General features: G+C 34.5%; 21 protein-coding genes. 14 read left to right on the top strand and 7 right to left on the bottom strand.

Going from position 1 to position 17,309, the window contains the following annotated elements:
• Positions 1-178: 178 nt before the first annotated feature.
• The 5 genes from ACIQLB_RS10830 (at position 179) to ACIQLB_RS10810 (ending at position 4,267) form a co-directional block, all read left to right on the top strand.
• Positions 179-1,090, top strand: a complete 912-nt coding sequence (locus ACIQLB_RS10830) for an ABC transporter ATP-binding protein (protein ID WP_400725032.1) — start codon at positions 179-181, stop codon at positions 1,088-1,090.
• Positions 1,087-1,797: an ABC transporter permease gene (locus ACIQLB_RS10825; protein ID WP_400725029.1), complete on the top strand. Its 711-nt coding sequence runs from the start codon at positions 1,087-1,089 to the stop codon at positions 1,795-1,797. Before ACIQLB_RS10830 ends, ACIQLB_RS10825 begins: the two co-directional genes overlap by 4 nt.
• Positions 1,797-2,531: an ABC transporter permease gene (locus ACIQLB_RS10820; protein ID WP_400725026.1), complete on the top strand. Its 735-nt coding sequence runs from the start codon at positions 1,797-1,799 to the stop codon at positions 2,529-2,531. Before ACIQLB_RS10825 ends, ACIQLB_RS10820 begins: the two co-directional genes overlap by 1 nt.
• A 123-nt stretch (positions 2,532-2,654) precedes the next feature.
• Complete coding sequence (locus tag ACIQLB_RS10815; RefSeq protein WP_400725023.1) at positions 2,655-3,917, top strand: erythromycin esterase family protein; 1,263 nt, start codon at positions 2,655-2,657, stop codon at positions 3,915-3,917.
• Positions 3,918-4,108: 191 nt separating this feature from the next.
• Positions 4,109-4,267 carry a DUF1540 domain-containing protein gene (locus ACIQLB_RS10810; protein WP_082172635.1) on the top strand — a complete coding sequence of 53 codons (159 nt, stop codon included), beginning with the start codon at positions 4,109-4,111 and terminating at the stop codon, positions 4,265-4,267.
• 45 nt (positions 4,268-4,312) lie between these two features.
• Here the strand turns inward: ACIQLB_RS10810 and ACIQLB_RS10805 are convergent, their stop codons facing one another.
• Together ACIQLB_RS10805 and ACIQLB_RS10800 are read right to left on the bottom strand one after the other, a co-directional pair.
• A complete protein-coding gene (locus tag ACIQLB_RS10805) occupies positions 4,313-4,558 on the bottom strand; it encodes a group-specific protein (protein ID WP_400725019.1) in 246 nt (81 codons plus the stop codon).
• Between the two features lie 80 nt (positions 4,559-4,638).
• A complete protein-coding gene (locus ACIQLB_RS10800) occupies positions 4,639-5,976 on the bottom strand; it encodes an aminotransferase-like domain-containing protein (RefSeq protein ID WP_400725016.1) in 1,338 nt (445 codons plus the stop codon).
• A gap of 115 nt (positions 5,977-6,091) precedes the next feature.
• Between ACIQLB_RS10800 and ACIQLB_RS10795 the strand changes: the two genes are divergently transcribed.
• Positions 6,092-7,003 carry a DMT family transporter gene (locus tag ACIQLB_RS10795; RefSeq protein ID WP_400725013.1) on the top strand — a complete coding sequence of 304 codons (912 nt, stop codon included), beginning with the start codon at positions 6,092-6,094 and terminating at the stop codon, positions 7,001-7,003.
• The gene (locus ACIQLB_RS10790; RefSeq protein WP_400725010.1) at positions 7,000-7,863 is read left to right on the top strand and encodes a DMT family transporter; all 864 of its coding nucleotides are present in this window, start codon (positions 7,000-7,002) and stop codon (positions 7,861-7,863) included. Before ACIQLB_RS10795 ends, ACIQLB_RS10790 begins: the two co-directional genes overlap by 4 nt.
• 83 nt (positions 7,864-7,946) lie before the next feature.
• On the opposite strand, the gene ACIQLB_RS10785 is transcribed toward ACIQLB_RS10790, so the two are convergent.
• Both ACIQLB_RS10785 and ACIQLB_RS10780 read right to left on the bottom strand, forming a co-directional pair.
• The gene (locus tag ACIQLB_RS10785; RefSeq protein WP_400725007.1) at positions 7,947-9,041 is read right to left on the bottom strand and encodes a sensor histidine kinase; all 1,095 of its coding nucleotides are present in this window, start codon (positions 9,039-9,041) and stop codon (positions 7,947-7,949) included.
• Positions 9,032-9,757 carry a response regulator transcription factor gene (locus ACIQLB_RS10780; protein ID WP_400725003.1) on the bottom strand — a complete coding sequence of 242 codons (726 nt, stop codon included), beginning with the start codon at positions 9,755-9,757 and terminating at the stop codon, positions 9,032-9,034. The genes ACIQLB_RS10785 and ACIQLB_RS10780 overlap by 10 nt, the downstream gene beginning before the upstream one ends.
• Positions 9,758-9,914: 157 nt before the next feature.
• Here ACIQLB_RS10780 and ACIQLB_RS10775 point away from each other — a divergent pair, with 157 nt between their 5' ends.
• From ACIQLB_RS10775 to ACIQLB_RS10755, 5 genes are read left to right on the top strand one after another with little or no spacing between them, the layout of a single operon-like run.
• Complete coding sequence (locus ACIQLB_RS10775) at positions 9,915-10,838, top strand: ABC transporter ATP-binding protein (protein ID WP_400725000.1); 924 nt, start codon at positions 9,915-9,917, stop codon at positions 10,836-10,838.
• Entirely contained in the window at positions 10,831-11,529 is a 699-nt protein-coding gene (locus tag ACIQLB_RS10770) for an ABC transporter permease (RefSeq protein WP_400724997.1), read from the top strand. Before ACIQLB_RS10775 ends, ACIQLB_RS10770 begins: the two co-directional genes overlap by 8 nt.
• 22 nt (positions 11,530-11,551) lie before the next feature.
• Complete coding sequence (locus ACIQLB_RS10765; protein ID WP_400724994.1) at positions 11,552-12,424, top strand: DUF4097 family beta strand repeat-containing protein; 873 nt, start codon at positions 11,552-11,554, stop codon at positions 12,422-12,424.
• 29 nt (positions 12,425-12,453) lie between these two features.
• Positions 12,454-13,110: a nucleoside/nucleotide kinase family protein gene (locus ACIQLB_RS10760; protein ID WP_400724991.1), complete on the top strand. Its 657-nt coding sequence runs from the start codon at positions 12,454-12,456 to the stop codon at positions 13,108-13,110.
• Between the two features lie 10 nt (positions 13,111-13,120).
• On the top strand, positions 13,121-13,681 hold the full coding sequence (locus ACIQLB_RS10755; RefSeq protein ID WP_400724988.1) for a histidine phosphatase family protein: 561 nt from the start codon (positions 13,121-13,123) through the stop codon (positions 13,679-13,681).
• Positions 13,682-13,708: 27 nt separating this feature from the next.
• On the opposite strand, the gene ACIQLB_RS10750 is transcribed toward ACIQLB_RS10755, so the two are convergent.
• From ACIQLB_RS10750 to ACIQLB_RS10740, 3 genes are all read right to left on the bottom strand, one after another.
• Positions 13,709-14,359: an SIMPL domain-containing protein gene (locus ACIQLB_RS10750; protein WP_400724985.1), complete on the bottom strand. Its 651-nt coding sequence runs from the start codon at positions 14,357-14,359 to the stop codon at positions 13,709-13,711.
• A 71-nt stretch (positions 14,360-14,430) separates the two neighbouring features.
• A complete protein-coding gene (locus ACIQLB_RS10745) occupies positions 14,431-14,583 on the bottom strand; it encodes a DUF2238 domain-containing protein (RefSeq protein ID WP_400724982.1) in 153 nt (50 codons plus the stop codon).
• A 44-nt stretch (positions 14,584-14,627) separates the two neighbouring features.
• Positions 14,628-14,930, bottom strand: coding sequence for a YunC family protein (locus ACIQLB_RS10740; protein ID WP_049663111.1), 303 nt, complete (start codon positions 14,928-14,930; stop codon positions 14,628-14,630).
• A 199-nt stretch (positions 14,931-15,129) separates the two neighbouring features.
• Between ACIQLB_RS10740 and ACIQLB_RS10735 the strand changes: the two genes are divergently transcribed.
• Positions 15,130-16,311 carry an NAD(P)/FAD-dependent oxidoreductase gene (locus ACIQLB_RS10735; RefSeq protein ID WP_400724978.1) on the top strand — a complete coding sequence of 394 codons (1,182 nt, stop codon included), beginning with the start codon at positions 15,130-15,132 and terminating at the stop codon, positions 16,309-16,311.
• Positions 16,312-16,330: 19 nt separating this feature from the next.
• Positions 16,331-17,218, top strand: a complete 888-nt coding sequence (locus tag ACIQLB_RS10730; RefSeq protein ID WP_400724975.1) for an RNA polymerase sigma-70 factor — start codon at positions 16,331-16,333, stop codon at positions 17,216-17,218.
• Positions 17,219-17,309: the final 91 nt, after the last annotated feature.

The raw sequence follows: 17,309 nt of genomic DNA, 5'->3' as shown, positions 1-17,309 counted from the left end.
GTAATTGTCCAAACAGTATGTCAGCAAAGCTTATGGCATGCTGTTTTTTAGATTACAGGTGAAAAATTGTGCTGATTCCTGTGGAAAAGCATAGAGAGCCTTTTTTAAACAAAATTTAAACTTGGACCTTACCTGTTTTTAACCTTCATTACTTATGATAATTACAGAGGTGAGGACAATGGAATATATCGTACAAACAGAAAATTTATCAAAGAGTTTTGGTAAAGAGCAAGCTGTATCAAATATAAATTTAAAAATACGTAAAGGTGAAATATATGGATTTTTAGGACCTAATGGAGCGGGGAAAACTACGACGATTCGTATGCTTCTAGGTCTAATGAAGCCATCTTCTGGGACAATTAAAATTTTTCAAAAAGATTTAATGAAGGAACGAATTAATATTTTATCAAAGGTTGGTTCATTAGTAGAGAACCCTTCCTATTATCCACACTTAACGGCCTATGAAAATTTAGAAGCGTTAAGAAAAATTTTAGGTGTACCGAAATCGCGCATCGATGAAGTATTAGATATTGTTCGTTTGAAGGATGCTGCAGATAAAAAAGTAAAAGGCTTTTCTCTTGGGATGAAGCAGCGTTTAGGTATTGCTGCATCTTTGTTACATAATCCTGAATTACTTATTTTAGATGAACCAACGAATGGTCTTGATCCATCGGGTATTATTGAAATTCGTAATTTGATTAAACGACTTCCTTCAGAGTATGGAATGACGATTATTATTTCAAGCCATCTATTATCAGAAATTGATCAAATGGCTACGCAAGTGGGCATTGTGACAAAGGGGAAAATGATTTTCCAAGATTCAATTGAAGCGATGCGTAGATTTGCTCAGCCAAAGGTAGTAATTAAAGTAAGCGACGGTGAAAAGGGCTGGCGTTCACTAGTAGCAAATGGCATTAAGGCAGAACATAAGGGTGACCTCATTTTATTCGATGAATGCTCAGATGAAAAGGTAGCACATATTGTACAAATCCTTGTACAAGAAGGCATTTCGGTTTATCGAGTAGAGGAAGAGAAGCGATCATTAGAGGAGATTTTCCTTCAAATGACAACAGGAGAGCAAGCGCTATGATAGGAAAACTGTTAACTGCTGACTTTTTGAAAATTAAACGCAAAGGATTATGGTTTTTAACATCTTTAGGACCAATTGGTGTTGTTGCCATGCAAATGGTGAATTACGGTGTAAGGAAGGACTATTTATTAGAGCAAAGCGAGGACGATTGGGGTTACTATTTATCAAATGTTCATTCATTTACACCACTTGCTATCGTTTTAGGGATTGCTATTTTAACTTCATTTATGGCGAGCATTGAAAATGAAACGAACGCTTGGAAGCAATTAATTGCACTACCTGTGTCTAAATTAACAGTGTATTTATCAAAATTCACTGTTCTAGCAATTTTACTGTTCTTGTCTTCTACGATTTTAATGCTATTGTCAATGGCTTATGGAGTGTTTTTAGATTTAGGCGGTAGCATACCATATGCGGAACTTGCTAAATTTGCTTATTATCCATATTTAGCTGCGGTGCCAATATTGGCACTTCAGCTTTGGATTGCAAGCGTTTGTCAGAATCAGGGGATACCGATTACAGTAGGTATTTTCGGCGTGATTTTTGCTTATTCTTCTTATGTATTGCCGGATTGGATGATTTGGAAATGGCCATCGTTAATGAATCAATGGGATGAGCCCGTTATTAATGTCATGCTTGGATTGGGTATTGGTATTTTACTGTATATTATCGGAATGATAGATTTTGCTAGAAGGGATGTAAAGTAATGGGGTCTATACTGAGCGCTGAATGGTTTAAATTACGTAAATCAAAAATGGTGCCATTAATTGTGGCAGGACCTATAATCGGACTTTTTATAGGATTAACATCGAATTTTGGTGATATGGCGGATTCTGGAATTAATGAATGGTATAGCTCATTAATTTCTATGAATTTATTGTATGCATTATTATTTCTACCTTTAATTTCAGGAGTGTTTGCGAGTCTTATTTGTAGATATGAACATCAATCTGGTGGCTGGAAACAACTTTTAGCACTACCTGTAACAAGAGGGAAAGTGTTTGTCGCAAAGTATATATTAATTATGCTTCTTGTGATGGCGATGCAGATACTATATTTATGTTCTATATATGCAGTAGGTCTTATGAAAGGCTACTCAGATCCTTTCCCAATGGAAATTGTGTGGAAAAGTATTTTTGGCGGATGGTTAGCGACAATGCCATTAGTCGCGTTGCAGCTTTGGACATCCATTATGTTTAAAAGTTTTGCCGCTCCATTTGCAGTAAACGTTGTATTTACTTTACCGTCTATACTAGCAGTCAACTCAGCACGTTTTGGACCTTACTATCCATGGGGTCAGCCCTTCTTGATGATGAATATAGGCGGCAATACAGGTGATGTATTCTTCGTGCCTTGGGATCAATTATTAACAGTTGTAGGAGGAGGGTTTTTACTGTTTTTCCTTGGAGGGTATTTATATTTCCAACGAAAAGCTGTATAAAGTGGAACTTTAATCAGAGGGGATTTACGTCATCCCCACTGATTATTAGTCTTCACCGATTAGGCGATTACTGCCTGTTATGAGGGATACACTTTTTCTATAGATAAAGGGAGATTTTTATAAATGATATTTGTTAAAAAGAGTTTTTTATTAATTTCAGCATTATTTCTTTTGTTATCTCTAGCGGGCTGTGGGAAGGGAGAAGCCATTAAGGATGCTTCAAAATATACATCTGCAGTTGAAGATATCGATATTCCAAATGATGTGAAAGTAATAGGTTTTGGAGAAGCAACACATGGGAACGTTGAATTCCAAACATTAAAGAAGGATGTATTTCAGGCTCTAATTAAAAATGAAAATGTTCGTGTTTTTGTATTAGAAGGAGATTTTGGTGGCGCTCAGCAAATTAATCAGTTTATTTTAAATGGTACTGGCACAGCTGAGGAAGCGGTAAAAGCTTTGGATTATGGTATCTACAAAACGGAGCAAATGATTGAGTTTGTTCAGTGGATGCATGATTTTAACATGACTGCCGATGAGAAGGATAAAATTTATTTTTACGGTAACGATATGCAACGCTATGATTATAGTAAAAAAGGGTTATTAGAATATTACGAAGTGGTTAATAGTGAAGGTGCTAAGAAATATAAGGCACAGCTAAAAGATGTGACGAATAAAACAATGAGAGATTTATCAAATAGTCAGCTAGAGGAGCTTGACCAAAATATGGATGCAATCATAAAGGATTTGCAAACAAATAAAGATTCTTATGAAAAGCAATCCTCGAAAGAAGCTAATTTATTTGCTGCTCAATATGCACAAATTATGAAGCAGCGAACGCAACTATTTTTAAATGACAGTAATTATATGAGTCTTCGTGATGAATATTTAGCGAACAACTTACAATGGATTGTTGATTTTGAAGCGTCTCAAGGTCATGATAAAGTACTAATGTCTGCTCATAATGGGCATATAGAAAAAACTTCAGCGAATATGGCAGGATACAAATCTATGGGCCAATACTTAGATGAAGTGTATAAAGATGGGTACTTTGCTATTGGCACTGACTTTGTTAATAATACGTTTCAGGCACAAAATGGGTCTGGTGAAAGAAAAAATTATACAATTGAGCATCATAATGCATTAATAGATGCTTTCAGTGAAGTGAAGGAAAATATATTCTATGTAGACTTTAAAAAGGCTAGTGAATCTCAAGAGTTAGCTGACATCTTAGCAAAAAAACAAAGAATGGGTAATATCGGAGATGATTTTAGCTTTTGGTACAAGTTTACACAGATGCTTTATACGATTAAAATGACACCTGCTGAGGCATATGATGGCATGATAATTGTTCAAGAGGCAACACCGACAAAAATTATTGAATAACATGCGGGAAAAATGCTATTACCTAAACGAAGGAAATAGCGTTTTTTTGTAATTATGGAACTTGAATTTCTTTGCCAGAAGACAATAAACATCCATATAAGATGTATATTTCCGTTTCATTACACCTTCTATAAATAAGTATTAAAATACCTCGATTTTGTTAATGATAAAAAAGAGGAGGTGTGGAAACAATGGCACAAGAAATTCTTTGTGAAGTCAATAACTGTACATTTTGGAACTCTGGAAACAGATGTGGTGCAGAAAAAATTTATGTTGTAAGTCAAAAGGGACAACAAGCATCAAATAGTGAAGAAACAGATTGCAAAACTTTTAATCCTGAAACACATTAAATTTTTTAAGGGTAACCATTAAATGGTTACCCTTTTCCCATAGCTTTATAAATAGACATCGACTTTTACCTTGCTAAATAAAAGCGCATGAGCATTTTTCACTTTCTCCTCTACATAATCTAATGAATACTGTCCATAGGCATCTGTTAAATCGCCAATGGCACGAGATAAATTATCAATAACGGGAATCAATGTTTCTAAGTGAGTAAGTTCTTCACCTTTATTCATTTCATCAGTAATTTCATGAGCAAGATGTTGAATCTTTCTTAGTCTCATTTTTTCCAAGTGCATATAATCCTCCTTATTGAACCAAATGATGATGTCTAACTATATGTCTAGCTACAAATTTTCATGAATGAATCCATTCCCATTTAAAAGTAGTTGTTAGGATTGCTAAGGGCATGAGCAACTCCCTTTATACCGACTTCAATTTTTTGGTCAGCAACATTCGAAACATTTAGTTTTAAAATGCGTTCTCGGTAAAATCCATTTAAATAATTACGATCAATTGTATCTAAATAAATGTCCTGTTGTGCTAAATGCTGTATAAGCATATTTGTATTGACTTCCCTTGGCAATACGATATGACTATGCATGCAAATTTCTGTAGATGCTTGATATTTTGGCAAATAAGTTTTTATGGATTGTTGAAGTATATTGGCACGTATTGTATAGGATTCGCTCAATTTCTTTTGGTAGCGTTCAAACATACCACTTTTTAAATATAGCTCTAGCGCAGCTTGTGAAATCATGGAACTATCAATATCTGTGGTATTTTTATGTTTCTGAAAACTATCAATGAATGCATTTGGTAATATAGCAAGTCCAATACGTAAGCCTGGAAACATAATTTTAGAGAAGCTTTTTAAATATATAACATGCTCCTCAGTATCATCTGTTAATATTGGATCATTTTTTGTATTTTGATCGAAATCCGCTAAATAATCATCTTCAACGATATAAACATTATATTTATAGGCAAGCTTTCGAATATCATCCTTCTCTTTTTTACTAAAGGAAGTACCTAGAGGATTGTGCAGGCGTGGCATTGTATAAAAAAACTTAATGTCATGCTGCTTAAAAATAATTTCTAACTCTTCTAAATCTAGGCCATTTAATGTTCTTTTAATGCCCATTACTGGTATTTGATATGTTTTTAAATAATCCATGTATAGATGGTAGCTAGGCTGTTCTACTAGAATTGTTGTCCGATTATTAGGAAATGGCATAACACTTAACAAGAAGAGAGACTGCTGTACACCAGAAGTGATAAAGATATTATCTTCCTTTGTGAATATTTGATACGATTCTAATAATTTTTTTGCTTCTATAATTAGCGAAGGCAATCCTTTTGCTGTGCCGTATCGAAATAAGTCTGCTTGATATGTCTCAATAGCTTTATTAATGCAATGCTGAAAATCCTTGTAGGGGAATGCATGCCAACTAGGTGATGATGTCGCAAAATCTATACAATTGTCCTCTTGTGGCTTATCCGGGAGTTGATTGTCAACAACATAGTAACCACTTTTGGATAGAGCATAGATAAGATGCTGATCTTCCAGTTTCCTTAAGGCGGTCAAAATGGTGCTTTTACTACAAGAAAATTCTTGTGATAAATTACGAATAGAGGGAAGCTTTGCACCAGACTGTAGGGCACCTGTTTGTAATTGGTTCAATAGCTTGGAATAGATTAATTCATATTTAAGCATATACATCCTCCTACGCATCTGTATCGGTACAGATGCGTGTTTTTTATATCGTGCGAGTCTTTACTTTTTATTATTATAGCTTTATCGGCCGGAATGAAGAGAAGGAGTACATTATATGACAGTAAAAAGAAAGGCGTATTTGGCAGCAATTATTTATGCTTTTGTCATTGGGCTATCATTTATGTTTGTTAAAGTTACATTGACAGTGGCAAGCCCTATTGATACACTTGCACATCGATTTACTATCGCACTTATTGGTATTGTCTTTTGTATAGTCATTACACAGAATAAGTTAAAAATTAACAAACAAGATGTAGCCAAAATTCTACCTTTGGCCCTATTATATCCGATAGCATTTTTTACTTTTCAGGTGCTTGGGCTCGCAAGAATTTCCTCCACAGAGGCTGGAATTATTCAAGCGACAATTCCTATTTTTACATTAGTGCTTGCAAGTGTACTTTTAAAGGAAAAAGCTACACGTGAACAACTTATTTTCATTAGTTTATCAGTATTTGGTGTTATCTATATGCTTTTTATGAACAATGGAAGTGCTAGCTCAGGAAATTTAATCGGTAGTGGATTTATATTACTGTCAGCTTGCGCGGCTTCGCTATATAACGTTTTAGCAAGAAAGCTTACAAAACAATATTCATTACTGACATTAACATATGTGATGACATTATGTGGGTTTGTCATTTTTAATGGAGTAGCAATTGGAAATCACTTAATAAATGGTACGCTTCTTCAATTTTTCAGACCATTTGTTCATGTAGATTTTGTTTTAGCTATTTTATATTTAGGCATTCTATCCTCCCTCGTTACTTCTTACTTGTCAAATTATACTTTATCGATATTGGAAGCTTCCAAAATGAGTGTTTTTAGTAATTTTGCTACGCTTATTACAATACTTTCGGGTGTGATTTTTTTACAGGAAACATTTCATTTCTACCATTTGATTGGTGGGCTAGTCATTATTATTGGCGTAATAGGAACCAATTATTTTGGGCATAGGAGGGGAGCACAATGAGTAAATATATCCTTTTACTTTTAATAAGCTGTATTTGGGGTTCTCAATTTTTCTTTATAGCACTAGTAACGAATGATGTTGGAGCAGTTACCCTATCCTTGCTAAAAGCTATCATTGGTGCTCTTTGTTTATCCTTCATTAGTTTATTTTTAAAAAAAGAAAACAGCTCGGCCGATTTCAAATTGTATGTTGGCATTGCTTTTTTTGAAGTAGTGTTACCATTTATCCTTATTGCCCAAGGACAAAAATATGTATCGAGCAGCATTGCATCTATGCTTATAGCGACAGTACCAATCATCACTTTAATTCTTTTCGTCCTTTTCTTTAAAAAGAAAGTAAGTCAGTTTCAATTTTTCAGTATTTTTTTAGGTTTTTTAGGAATGGTTATTCTATCATGGCCGACACAAGCAATGAGCGGCTCAGGAACAGTATTTGGAAATGCACTCCTCTTATTGGCGGCAATTAGTTTTGCACTGTCATTAATTTTAATGGAAAAATTAGATAATCGTTCTCCAGTTATTCATATGCGAAATGTATTATGGATTACTACAATCATATTGTTACCAGTAGCCTTTATCTTTGAACAACCATTACATTTGGATATAGATAGGCTACAAATAGCCTCGATTGTTATTTTAGGTATTTTCCACGCAGGGATTGTTTACATGCTATATAACCTATTAATTAAAAAAGAGGGAGCATTATTTGCTTCCTTTAGTAATTACAGGGTTCCTGTAGTTGGTGTACTGATGGGGTATTTTATTTTAAACGAATCATTAGCATTGCAGCATATAATCGGGATATTTATTATTCTTTGTGCGCTTTTATTATCAAATATACATGCATTCAAAAGTGACTAGGCAAGGGGGAAGAAAAGTTGGGCTGTTAGTAAGATCCTCAAAAACCCCACCTCTTAGATGCTAGCTTCTAAGAGGTGGGGTTTCTATTTTTTAGGTAATGTAATTATAAACGTTGTCCCATCAGAAGGTTCACTCTGTACTGAGATAGTGCCGTTATGAGCTTGAACGAGCTTATAAACGATCGCCATCCCCAGTCCAGTACCTTCCGAGGAGGCATCTGTTGTTGTTCCGCGATAATATTGCTGAAAAATATTTTCTTGCATGTGTGTGGACATACCTACACCGTTATCCACAATGTGAATTTCTACATGCTCTGCCCTATCAAAAATCTGTGTATAAATATTTGTGTTAGGTGGATTGTGGATAATGGAATTCATAAGTATGTTTTGTAATATGCGTTGCATGAATTTCGTATCAAAGTCAATGTTTATAACAGTTGCTTCAGTTTGAAAGTGCAATATATAGTCATTGGCCTGTGGATTGTTGCTTATATTAGCAACAATTCTTTTTGTAAAATCCACAATATCCTGATTGGTTTTATGCAAGGGTAACTGACCGTCTGTATTATTAAACTGAATGACGAGACTTAAATCTTGAATAAGTTCCTCCATATGCTTGCCTTTATCTGCAATCTCTTGAATAAAGGAAAGAGCTTCCTCCTTGGACCAATCGTATTGATCGTTTAATAGTAGGGTAGAGTAGCCTGTAATATACGTTAATGGCGTTTTTAAATCATGGGATATACCGGCAATCCATTCTTGTTTTGCTTGTTCAACCTTTTCACGTTCTGTTTCGGCAGCTTTTAATTTTCCTGATAAGGATTGTAGGTGTTGAAGTACCTCTTGATATAACAGATAACGCATACGGAGCTTTCCTTTGCGTGTATAGATTTTAGATAGTCCAACAGGCTGTATATAGTTTTCCTGTGATAGCTGATGAATCCAAGACATTATAAAACCAAGAGGACCCCCGAAATACCAACCAAATACAGCGATACAAACAATAGTGCTGAATCCGAAAATCCATGCTACTAGTAGACTCTCATTAGCTTCACTAACAGATTTTTTAAAGAGTGGAAGAATACCTTCGAGTCCGATAACAATACACATACCACTCAAAAGCATCCACAGAATAATCCCCAATGTAAGATGTAACGTAAATCGAGTGTTTATTCGCATAGTGAATCCTCTTTCGGTGGAATGAATTTATACCCAATGCCCCTTAAATTCACAATTATTTTAGGTTTACGCGTATCATCCCCGAGCTTTTTCCGTAGCTTTGAAATATGAATCGTTACAGTTTTCTCCTCACCGTATACATCATTTCCCCACACGAATTCATAGAGCTGTGAAGTTGTAAAAATACGATTTGGATTTTTACAAAAGAAGTGCAGTAGCTCTAGCTCTTTAGCTGTACATTCGACGAGTTGATTGTGAACGGTTAATGTTGCAGATTCAGGATTAAGAGCAAAGTGACCGAAATCAAATTTTGTAGTCTGCTGTTGCTGAGAATTCTCATACATTTTTTGACGTCGAAGGATGACCTTTATACGTGCAACGACCTCTAAAGGATTAAAAGGTTTTGTAATATAATCATCTCCGCCAATACCTAAACCTGTTAATTTATCAAAATCAGTGGAGCGAGCACTGACAAAAATAATGGGTGTATTTGTATGTTTACGTATTTCTGTGCAAAGTTCAAATCCACTTATATCTGGTAGCATGATATCGAGCAAAATAATATCGTAATGCTTGTCTTTTACAAGCTGTAGTGTACTTTTACCTGTTGGGGCAGTATCAATATTGATAAAGTTTTCTTTCCGTAACGTTATTTCTAATAATTTTAATATACCAATCTCATCATCTACGATTAGGATTTTTTCTGCAGTTGCCATTTTTATCCCTCATTTCTATCTCATCATAACAGCTTCTAAACTTCATATCTTTACTCTCTTAAAAATATTACTGTCATTTTCCATCGAGTTTACTTTGATTTTACTTTCACTTATTAAGATTAGTGTAACGAATTCAAAATGGTAAGGAGCACATAACATGGAAACCGTTATTCAAATACATCAATTAAGTAAGAGCTTTAAAGGAGTCGAAACCGTCTCGAACGTCAATATGAACGTTAAGAAGGGGGAGATTTATGGGTTTCTAGGTCCGAATGGGGCTGGGAAAACAACGATTATGAAGATGATTTTAAACTTGGTAAAACCAACTTCAGGTGAGATAAAAATATTTAATCAATCCATCTCTACTACTTCCTATCAATACTTGAGCAAAATAGGCAGCATTATCGAGTACCCAGAATTTTACGAAAGGCTAACAGCGAAGGAAAATTTAGAACTTCACTGCGAGTATATTGGGGTTTATGAAAAAGGAGCTACCCAAGAGGCATTAGAGATAGTAGGTCTTAGTGGTGTTGAACATAAAAAAATACATGAATTTTCTCTAGGAATGAAGCAAAGATTAGGTATCGCACGTGCCATTGTTGCCAAACCGAAAATTCTTATTTTGGATGAGCCAATTAATGGTCTTGATCCAATCGGTATTAAAGATATTCGGGAGCTCCTACTACATCTAAAGGAGAAGCTAGGAATCACCATATTAATATCCAGTCATATCGTGTCAGAAATTGAATCAATAGCAGATACAATTGGCATCCTTCATCATGGGGAATTATTGAAAGAGGTAAGGATGGACGATATTCGAAAAGAGAATATGGAGTATCTGGAGATTAAAATAGACGATGTGAAAAAAGCGATTCATGTGCTAGAGAACAAGTTAGGAATTCGAAAATATGAAATTGTCAATCAGCATTGTATTCGAATTTTTGAACATGGCATTTCTCAATCTCAAATTAATAAAGAACTTATATTCAATAACATTGCTGTCAATGGCATTGAAAAACAGCAACAGCATTTAGAAGATTATTTCTTAAACTTTATTAATGGAGGGAATCAAATTGCTTAAACTAGTAAGACTTGAGTGGAAAAAGAATAGTATGTCTAGCTATTTTAAAAGCTTAATCATTTGTATTATTGGAATTTTTGCGGCAGTTGCGCTCATGGCAGTTGGTTCTGCAGATGAAAAGATGTTTCTAAATTATACAGATTTTATGTCTTTGACAAATATATTAATTCGCATTGTTTTTATCATTTTTTCGAGTGTAATTCTATCGCGTTTAGTTATTGACGAATACAAAAATAAGACGGTTCAAATATTATTTACGTATCCATTAAAAAGGAAAAAAATTATTTTCGCTAAGCTGTCTTTAGTTTTCGGATTTTGTTTCTTTAGCATTATCATAGCGACCTTTATGATGAATATCGCGGTTTATTTTTTAAATCCAATGATGAACTTGTTTGAAACACCTGTTGAGATACAGGAGATGGTAGCTACGATACCGTCTACCTTTATCATTGCTTTTATGATGGGTGGGGTAAGCTTAATTCCTTTGTATTTTGGTATGCGAAAAAATTCAACAGCTGCGACAATTACATCCGCTGTTTTAATTGGATTTTTGATTAACTCAACGGTTTCAAATGGGGGTACATCTGCTAGTTTATTTCAATTTATCATTGTCCCAATAATAATGTGTCTATTAGGACTTATTATCGGCTATCTGTCCTATTATAAAGTCGACAAAGTAGATTTAATCTAAAAATGAGGAATGAGGATGTAAAGTGAAAAAAGCAACCATAGCCTTAATATTCGTTATTGCGATAGGAGGAATATTCTTCACTCTTAAAATCAATGGAGAAAAGAGCATCACTGAAGAACAGTCCTTTGATGCTCAGCAAATTGAAGAATTAGAAATAAACAGTGAGTCTTGGGATATAGCATTAGAAAATACAGAATCTGAAAAATTAACAATTGAAATTGAAGGTAAGCAACAAGAAAAGCAGGAAAATAATCCTGTTGAAATTAAGAAAGACGGCAATAAAGTAAAGGTACTTCAACAAGACACTGAAGAAGGAGTTATGAAAAACGTTAGCTTTGGAAAAAAAGGTACTATTCACATTTCTGTTCCTAAAAATGCTGTGAATAAGATTGCATTAAAAAACAGCTATGGTGATATCAAAATTAACAACATTGAAACAGAAGAATTATCGGTTACAACGGATTCTGGCTCTAAAACCATTAAGGGATTATCGGCTGATAAAGGGACAATCACATCAAAAGATGGTGAATTGAGTATCGTAGACAGTACTTTAAACGAATTAACAATAGCCTCTACAAATGGTGATAGCTATATGACTAGAGTCAACAGTCCGAAAACGAAAATTACATCGACTAGCGGTGAAGTTTTTATGAAAGAAATCATCGAAGGAAAAGCATTATTTGTAGAAACTACTTCAGGAGATATTACAATAGCATACAAAGAAGCACCAAAATCATTAGAGCTTTTAGCTAACAGTGAATCATCCGACATAAGTGTTAATTTAGAAGGTTATCAGAATGAAGAACATACGGATACATTAAAGAAAGGTAAGATTGGCGATGCGTCAAACGAATTGGAACTAATTAGCAAAGGCGGTATAATAACTGTAAAATAAAAACTTACAATCTGTGAGGTTGATGAATCATGTTAAGACAGGAACTTGTTTCAAAAGTAGCAGATAATATTTTAGATTTACAACTTTACCATCCGATTAGAGTAGCGATTAGTGGAATAACAGCTTCAGGGAAAACAACTCTTGCCAATGAACTTGCTGAAGAGCTTCGTCGAAGAAAAAAGGAAGTAGTACGAACAAGCATTGACAATTTTCATCATCCAAGAGCGATTCGCTATAGACAAGGAAAGGATTCAGCAATCGGTTATTATGAAGATGCACACGATTATCAAGCATTTAAGGAAAAACTGCTAATTCCTTTAGGGGAAAATGGAAATCGCCAGTTTCAGACAATTTCATTCGATTTAGAAAAAGATGAATATGTAAATCCTAAGCAACAGCTTGCAAAAGTCGATACCATTTTCATTGTTGATGGAACATTCTTATTGAAAAAAGAGCTAATACATTTATTTGATTATAAAATTTTTGTACTGACAGATTTTGAGCTAGCTAGAAAAAGGGGAGCAAAGCGGGAGACGATTGCATTCGGAAGCTATGAAAAAGCAGAGGAAATGTTTTTGGACAGGTATCACGCAGCATCGAACCTTTATTTAAAGGAGCATAATCCTCAAGAAAATGCAGATATTGTGGTTAATAACAATGATATAGGTTCTCCATATTTTCTCTAGGAGGTAAGAAATGGCTAAACATATCTATGTAATAAGGCATTGCGAAGCCAAGGGGCAGTCGTCAGATGCTTCTTTAACAGAACAGGGCTTTCACCAGGCTGAAGTTTTAGCTGAGTTTTTCGCTGACAAAAAAATTGATCGAATTATTACTAGTCCCTTTTTACGAGCAATTCAATCTATAGAACCGCTAAGTACGAGGGGAAATATAAATATTGAAATTGATGAACGCCTTTCAGAACGCATTTTAAGCACTAGAAATTTACCAGATTGGTATGAAAAGCTTCAAGCGACTTTTACTGATATGGATTTGAAATTTGATAGTGGAGAGTCAAGTAACGAAGCGATGGAACGTATCGTTAACGTCGTTGAGGAAACTTTTAATAGTGAGTCCGAACATACAATTATCGTTAGTCATGGAAATATAATTACCTTACTTTTGAAAAATTATAATAGTGATGTAGACTTTCAATTTTGGGCTGAACTAAGAAACCCAGATGTTCTTCGGCTAAGTGTTGAGGATCATGAAGTGACTCTAGAACGTATATGGGAAGAAAACAAAACAGCAAACTAGGCACAGTCCTATCTTGCTGTTTTTTATTTAATATTGAAATTTCACTCGAACAGTCGCATTAATGGCTATTTGACCTTGTTCAATAGGTGTCGAAATTTTGGAATCAACCATCGCCATTGATCTATACAGAACTGGGGCTTTTTCTAGTTCCTCAACAATTTCAATAGGTTGTGGTTGTAAAGGCAAATGCATCGTCTCTGCAATTGTTTTAGCCTTCATTTGAGCATTTTGAAGGGCTAAACTGAGAGCTTGTTGATAATAGGCATCTACATTGTCGATGTTGAATTGGATAGAGGAAATCCGATTTGCTCCATTTTCTACTGCTGTATCGATAATTTCACCAATCTGGCTCGTATCCGTTACTTTAACGGTAATAGCATTTGTTACTTCGTAGTCTTTAAAAATCTGTTTGCCATCCTCATAATCATAAACTGGTGAAATAGTATAAAAAGCTGTTTGAATATTTTCTCTCGGGATATGGAGAGCTAAAAGAGATTGGATGACACGATTCATAATTATTGCATTTTCTTGCTGTGCCTCTTGTACATTTTTCCCTCTTGTCTGGACTTCTATTTGAATTTGAACATAGTTTGGAGTAGCCATAACTTTTCCATTTCCGGTGACCTCAATCACGCGAGATGTATGGGGCAATTGCTGACTAACATTTGCATAGTACATAGAATACCACCTTTCGAATGGTTCATATAGTTATGCTATGCTTGCTACAAAGAAAATTTGTTTATCATCATTTATTTTGCCTGTCTTTTCAATAATTTATCATGGAATTTTGTAAATAGCAGTAAAGTTAAAATTGTTCCAAGGAAGGCCGAAAACATGTCCCATTGTGCATCCCAGCGATCTCCCTGCATACCTAAAAAGCTCTTTACATAAGACAGAAGCAAAAAAAGCGCCTAGTCTTATTGCACTGACGCTTTGTGAAAAATTGTTATACCATTTTTAATAACGCCTCTACACCAGACATTCCCTCAGTAATACCAAGTTGATGCGCTTCATATGTCACGGATTCTAATGGAGCCGTCAATAGCTCATCAATTGTTTTCACACCAACTGCTCGACCAGCAATAATCTTCCGGTCTGCTAAACGATCATTTAATAGACCAACATCTAAAGCCCCACACATAATGTAGCCCGTATCATTTGAAATTGTCAGCAGTGTTGTTTTTGGCAATTGAACAACTACTGCAGTGAAAAAATGGCCTTTAATCATAATAGGCTCAATTATCACCATTCGAAATCACTCCTTTTCTCTATATACATATGGCGATAGATAAAAAGGTGTTCGACTTTTCATTAAAAATTATTTGTTACTAAAAACGAATGGCGCAAGTGTCAAGTGTATTTTTCTCAATCGTAACTTTTAAAATCTTTATAAATGATGTCACAACTGATTAAGTGAATTCGTTATAAGGGAAAAAGGAGGAGTTATGATGAAGAATATTGTTATTATTGGCGGGGGTTATGCAGGAATAAATTTATTAGAGGGATTGAAAAAGGAGTTTCAAGGACAAATCGGTAAATCAGTAAGGGTCATTTTAATTGATAAAAATAGTTACCATTTCAAAAAAGTATTACTTGTCCGGGCTGCAATTAGGGACATAAATTTGAAAGTACCCTTTAAAGAATACTGTCAGAACGGAATAGAATTTATTCAAGGGGAAGCATTAGCTTTTCAGAAGAAAAATCATCAAATTACCATTAGGGTTGAAAATGAAAAAACTATAAATTTACATTATGATTACTTGGTGCTGACATTTGGAAGTGTAATTCGAGAGGTACCTAAAGATTTTGATGGAATCACATTAAAAGATGGACAGAGCGCCATAGAAATAAAAGAACAACTATTGTTATTGATGGAATCATTTAAAACCTTGAAAAAATCACAACAAAGCAAGAGTTTATTTAAGGTAGCTGTTGTAGGTGGAGGTATCGCAGGGATTGAAACTGCTGCTGAAATTGCTGTGTGGTCTAAAGAAAAGTTGTCAGAAGCAGGTGTTAATCCAAGTTTAGTGGAAGTTTTACTTTTTGATGCAAAGGATCGGTTTTTACCAGAAGCACCTGTGAAAGTAAGTGAAAAACTCGTCAAACATCTTAAAAATATTGGGGTAGTCGTCAAAAATAAAACAAGGGTTTCTCATTGTAAAGATGGTCAGTTATCTACTAATGATGGCCAAAAATATTCTGTAGGAACTTGTATCTTTAATCCTGGGGTAGAAGCAAATCCAATCATTTCTAGATTAGGTTTACCTATCTCAGAAGAGCATCGAATTATTGTTAATCATTCCTATCAGGTTAAAGATGAAGAACATATTTATTCCATTGGTGATTGCGCATTAGTAGTAGATTATAAAAATAATCATCCAGATGGTATGACATGTAAGGAAGCTATTCCACAAGCGACAAGGCTAAGTAAAATATTGAAGGCATCAATAAACCAAACACCAGTGAACATATTACACGAATCATATCCCGTAAAATTCTTTTGTATTAGTTTAGGACCAAATAATGGGTTTATGTGGACACAAAAATGGGGGCTTGATTTTACGATAACTGGAAAAATAGGTGCGAGAATAAGAAACTACACTTGGGAATTAGCAAGTCTTCAAAAATAAACAGCTTATGAGGTGAGCAATGGATAATGAGTTAATAAGTCAGTTGTATAAAGAGTATAAATCACTGCTTTTCTCAATTGCCTATCGCATGACAGGTAGTGCATCAGATGCCGAGGATATCGTACAGGATGTATTTGCACAGATAGGGAAAACCGGAGTAAATCATATGGACAATATAAAAGCTCTTTTATGCAAAATGGTGACGAATCGTTGCTTGGATTTGTTAAAGTCTTCGAGGAAAAAAAGAGAGTTATATACGGGAACATGGCTGCCTGAACCTCTAGCATTACATGAGGATGATCCTTTGTTTACTATTTTAAATGATACGAGTATTTCACTAGCAATTATGATTTTGTTTGAGGAACTAAATCCAATTGAGCGGGCTATTTTTATTCTGAGAGAAGTTTTTGAGTATGAGTATCCAACAATTGCTGTAATCGTTGATAAAAGTGAGATAAATTGCAGGAAAATCTTAAGCAGAATAAAAAAGAAATTACCTGAGCTAGTTAGAAAAAATAGTATAGTTACAGACAAGTTGGAAATAAAAAATACAGTGACTGTTTTCATGTCTGCTTTTCAACAAGGAAAGGTCAATGAGCTTGTTCATATTTTAAAAGAAGATGTTGTTTATTATGCAGATGGTGGAGGAAAGGCTACAGCTGCATTACATCCTATTTACGGTCGTGAAAAAGTTTTCCGTTTATTATCTGCTCTTTTCCGTAAGTTTGAAAATAATGAAGAAAATTATACATTAGAATTGATGAATATTAATGGTACAACTGGCTTAGCATTAATATTTGAAAATAAAATTCAGGCAGTAATTGGCTTCGAAGTTGGACATGGACAAATCGAAGCAATTTATTATATGGTAAACCCTGAAAAGTTAAAATATGTTGCTGGAAATTGATCTATACGTAAAAAGTTAAAAGAATCAACTCGTTACATTAGAGTTGATTCTTATTTTTAACTTCTTTCAGCAGAAGTCTCCCACCTCTATA

It is taken from the genome of Lysinibacillus sp. NPDC092081 (genome assembly GCF_044755845.1).
Taxonomy (GTDB): Bacteria; Bacillota; Bacilli; order Bacillales_A; family Planococcaceae; genus Lysinibacillus.
The sequence above is the reverse complement of the archived record's forward strand: the minus strand, read 5'-3'. Positions and strand labels throughout refer to the sequence as shown.

What these genes read in the sequence shown, in the direction of transcription:
- ACIQLB_RS10830 (WP_400725032.1), top strand. Translation starts at nt 179, where the DNA reads ATGGAATATATCGTACAAACAGAAAATTTATCAAAGAGTTTTGGTAAA.
- ACIQLB_RS10825 (WP_400725029.1), top strand. Translation starts at nt 1,087, where the DNA reads ATGATAGGAAAACTGTTAACTGCTGACTTTTTGAAAATTAAACGCAAA.
- ACIQLB_RS10820 (WP_400725026.1), top strand. Translation starts at nt 1,797, where the DNA reads ATGGGGTCTATACTGAGCGCTGAATGGTTTAAATTACGTAAATCAAAA.
- ACIQLB_RS10815 (WP_400725023.1), top strand. Translation starts at nt 2,655, where the DNA reads ATGATATTTGTTAAAAAGAGTTTTTTATTAATTTCAGCATTATTTCTT.
- ACIQLB_RS10810 (WP_082172635.1), top strand. Translation starts at nt 4,109, where the DNA reads ATGGCACAAGAAATTCTTTGTGAAGTCAATAACTGTACATTTTGGAAC.
- ACIQLB_RS10805 (WP_400725019.1), bottom strand. Translation starts at nt 4,558, where the DNA reads ATGCACTTGGAAAAAATGAGACTAAGAAAGATTCAACATCTTGCTCAT.
- ACIQLB_RS10800 (WP_400725016.1), bottom strand. Translation starts at nt 5,976, where the DNA reads ATGCTTAAATATGAATTAATCTATTCCAAGCTATTGAACCAATTACAA.
- ACIQLB_RS10795 (WP_400725013.1), top strand. Translation starts at nt 6,092, where the DNA reads ATGACAGTAAAAAGAAAGGCGTATTTGGCAGCAATTATTTATGCTTTT.
- ACIQLB_RS10790 (WP_400725010.1), top strand. Translation starts at nt 7,000, where the DNA reads ATGAGTAAATATATCCTTTTACTTTTAATAAGCTGTATTTGGGGTTCT.
- ACIQLB_RS10785 (WP_400725007.1), bottom strand. Translation starts at nt 9,041, where the DNA reads ATGCGAATAAACACTCGATTTACGTTACATCTTACATTGGGGATTATT.
- ACIQLB_RS10780 (WP_400725003.1), bottom strand. Translation starts at nt 9,757, where the DNA reads ATGGCAACTGCAGAAAAAATCCTAATCGTAGATGATGAGATTGGTATA.
- ACIQLB_RS10775 (WP_400725000.1), top strand. Translation starts at nt 9,915, where the DNA reads ATGGAAACCGTTATTCAAATACATCAATTAAGTAAGAGCTTTAAAGGA.
- ACIQLB_RS10760 (WP_400724991.1), top strand. Translation starts at nt 12,454, where the DNA reads ATGTTAAGACAGGAACTTGTTTCAAAAGTAGCAGATAATATTTTAGAT.
- ACIQLB_RS10755 (WP_400724988.1), top strand. Translation starts at nt 13,121, where the DNA reads ATGGCTAAACATATCTATGTAATAAGGCATTGCGAAGCCAAGGGGCAG.
- ACIQLB_RS10750 (WP_400724985.1), bottom strand. Translation starts at nt 14,359, where the DNA reads ATGTACTATGCAAATGTTAGTCAGCAATTGCCCCATACATCTCGCGTG.
- ACIQLB_RS10740 (WP_049663111.1), bottom strand. Translation starts at nt 14,930, where the DNA reads ATGGTGATAATTGAGCCTATTATGATTAAAGGCCATTTTTTCACTGCA.
- ACIQLB_RS10735 (WP_400724978.1), top strand. Translation starts at nt 15,130, where the DNA reads ATGAAGAATATTGTTATTATTGGCGGGGGTTATGCAGGAATAAATTTA.
- ACIQLB_RS10730 (WP_400724975.1), top strand. Translation starts at nt 16,331, where the DNA reads ATGGATAATGAGTTAATAAGTCAGTTGTATAAAGAGTATAAATCACTG.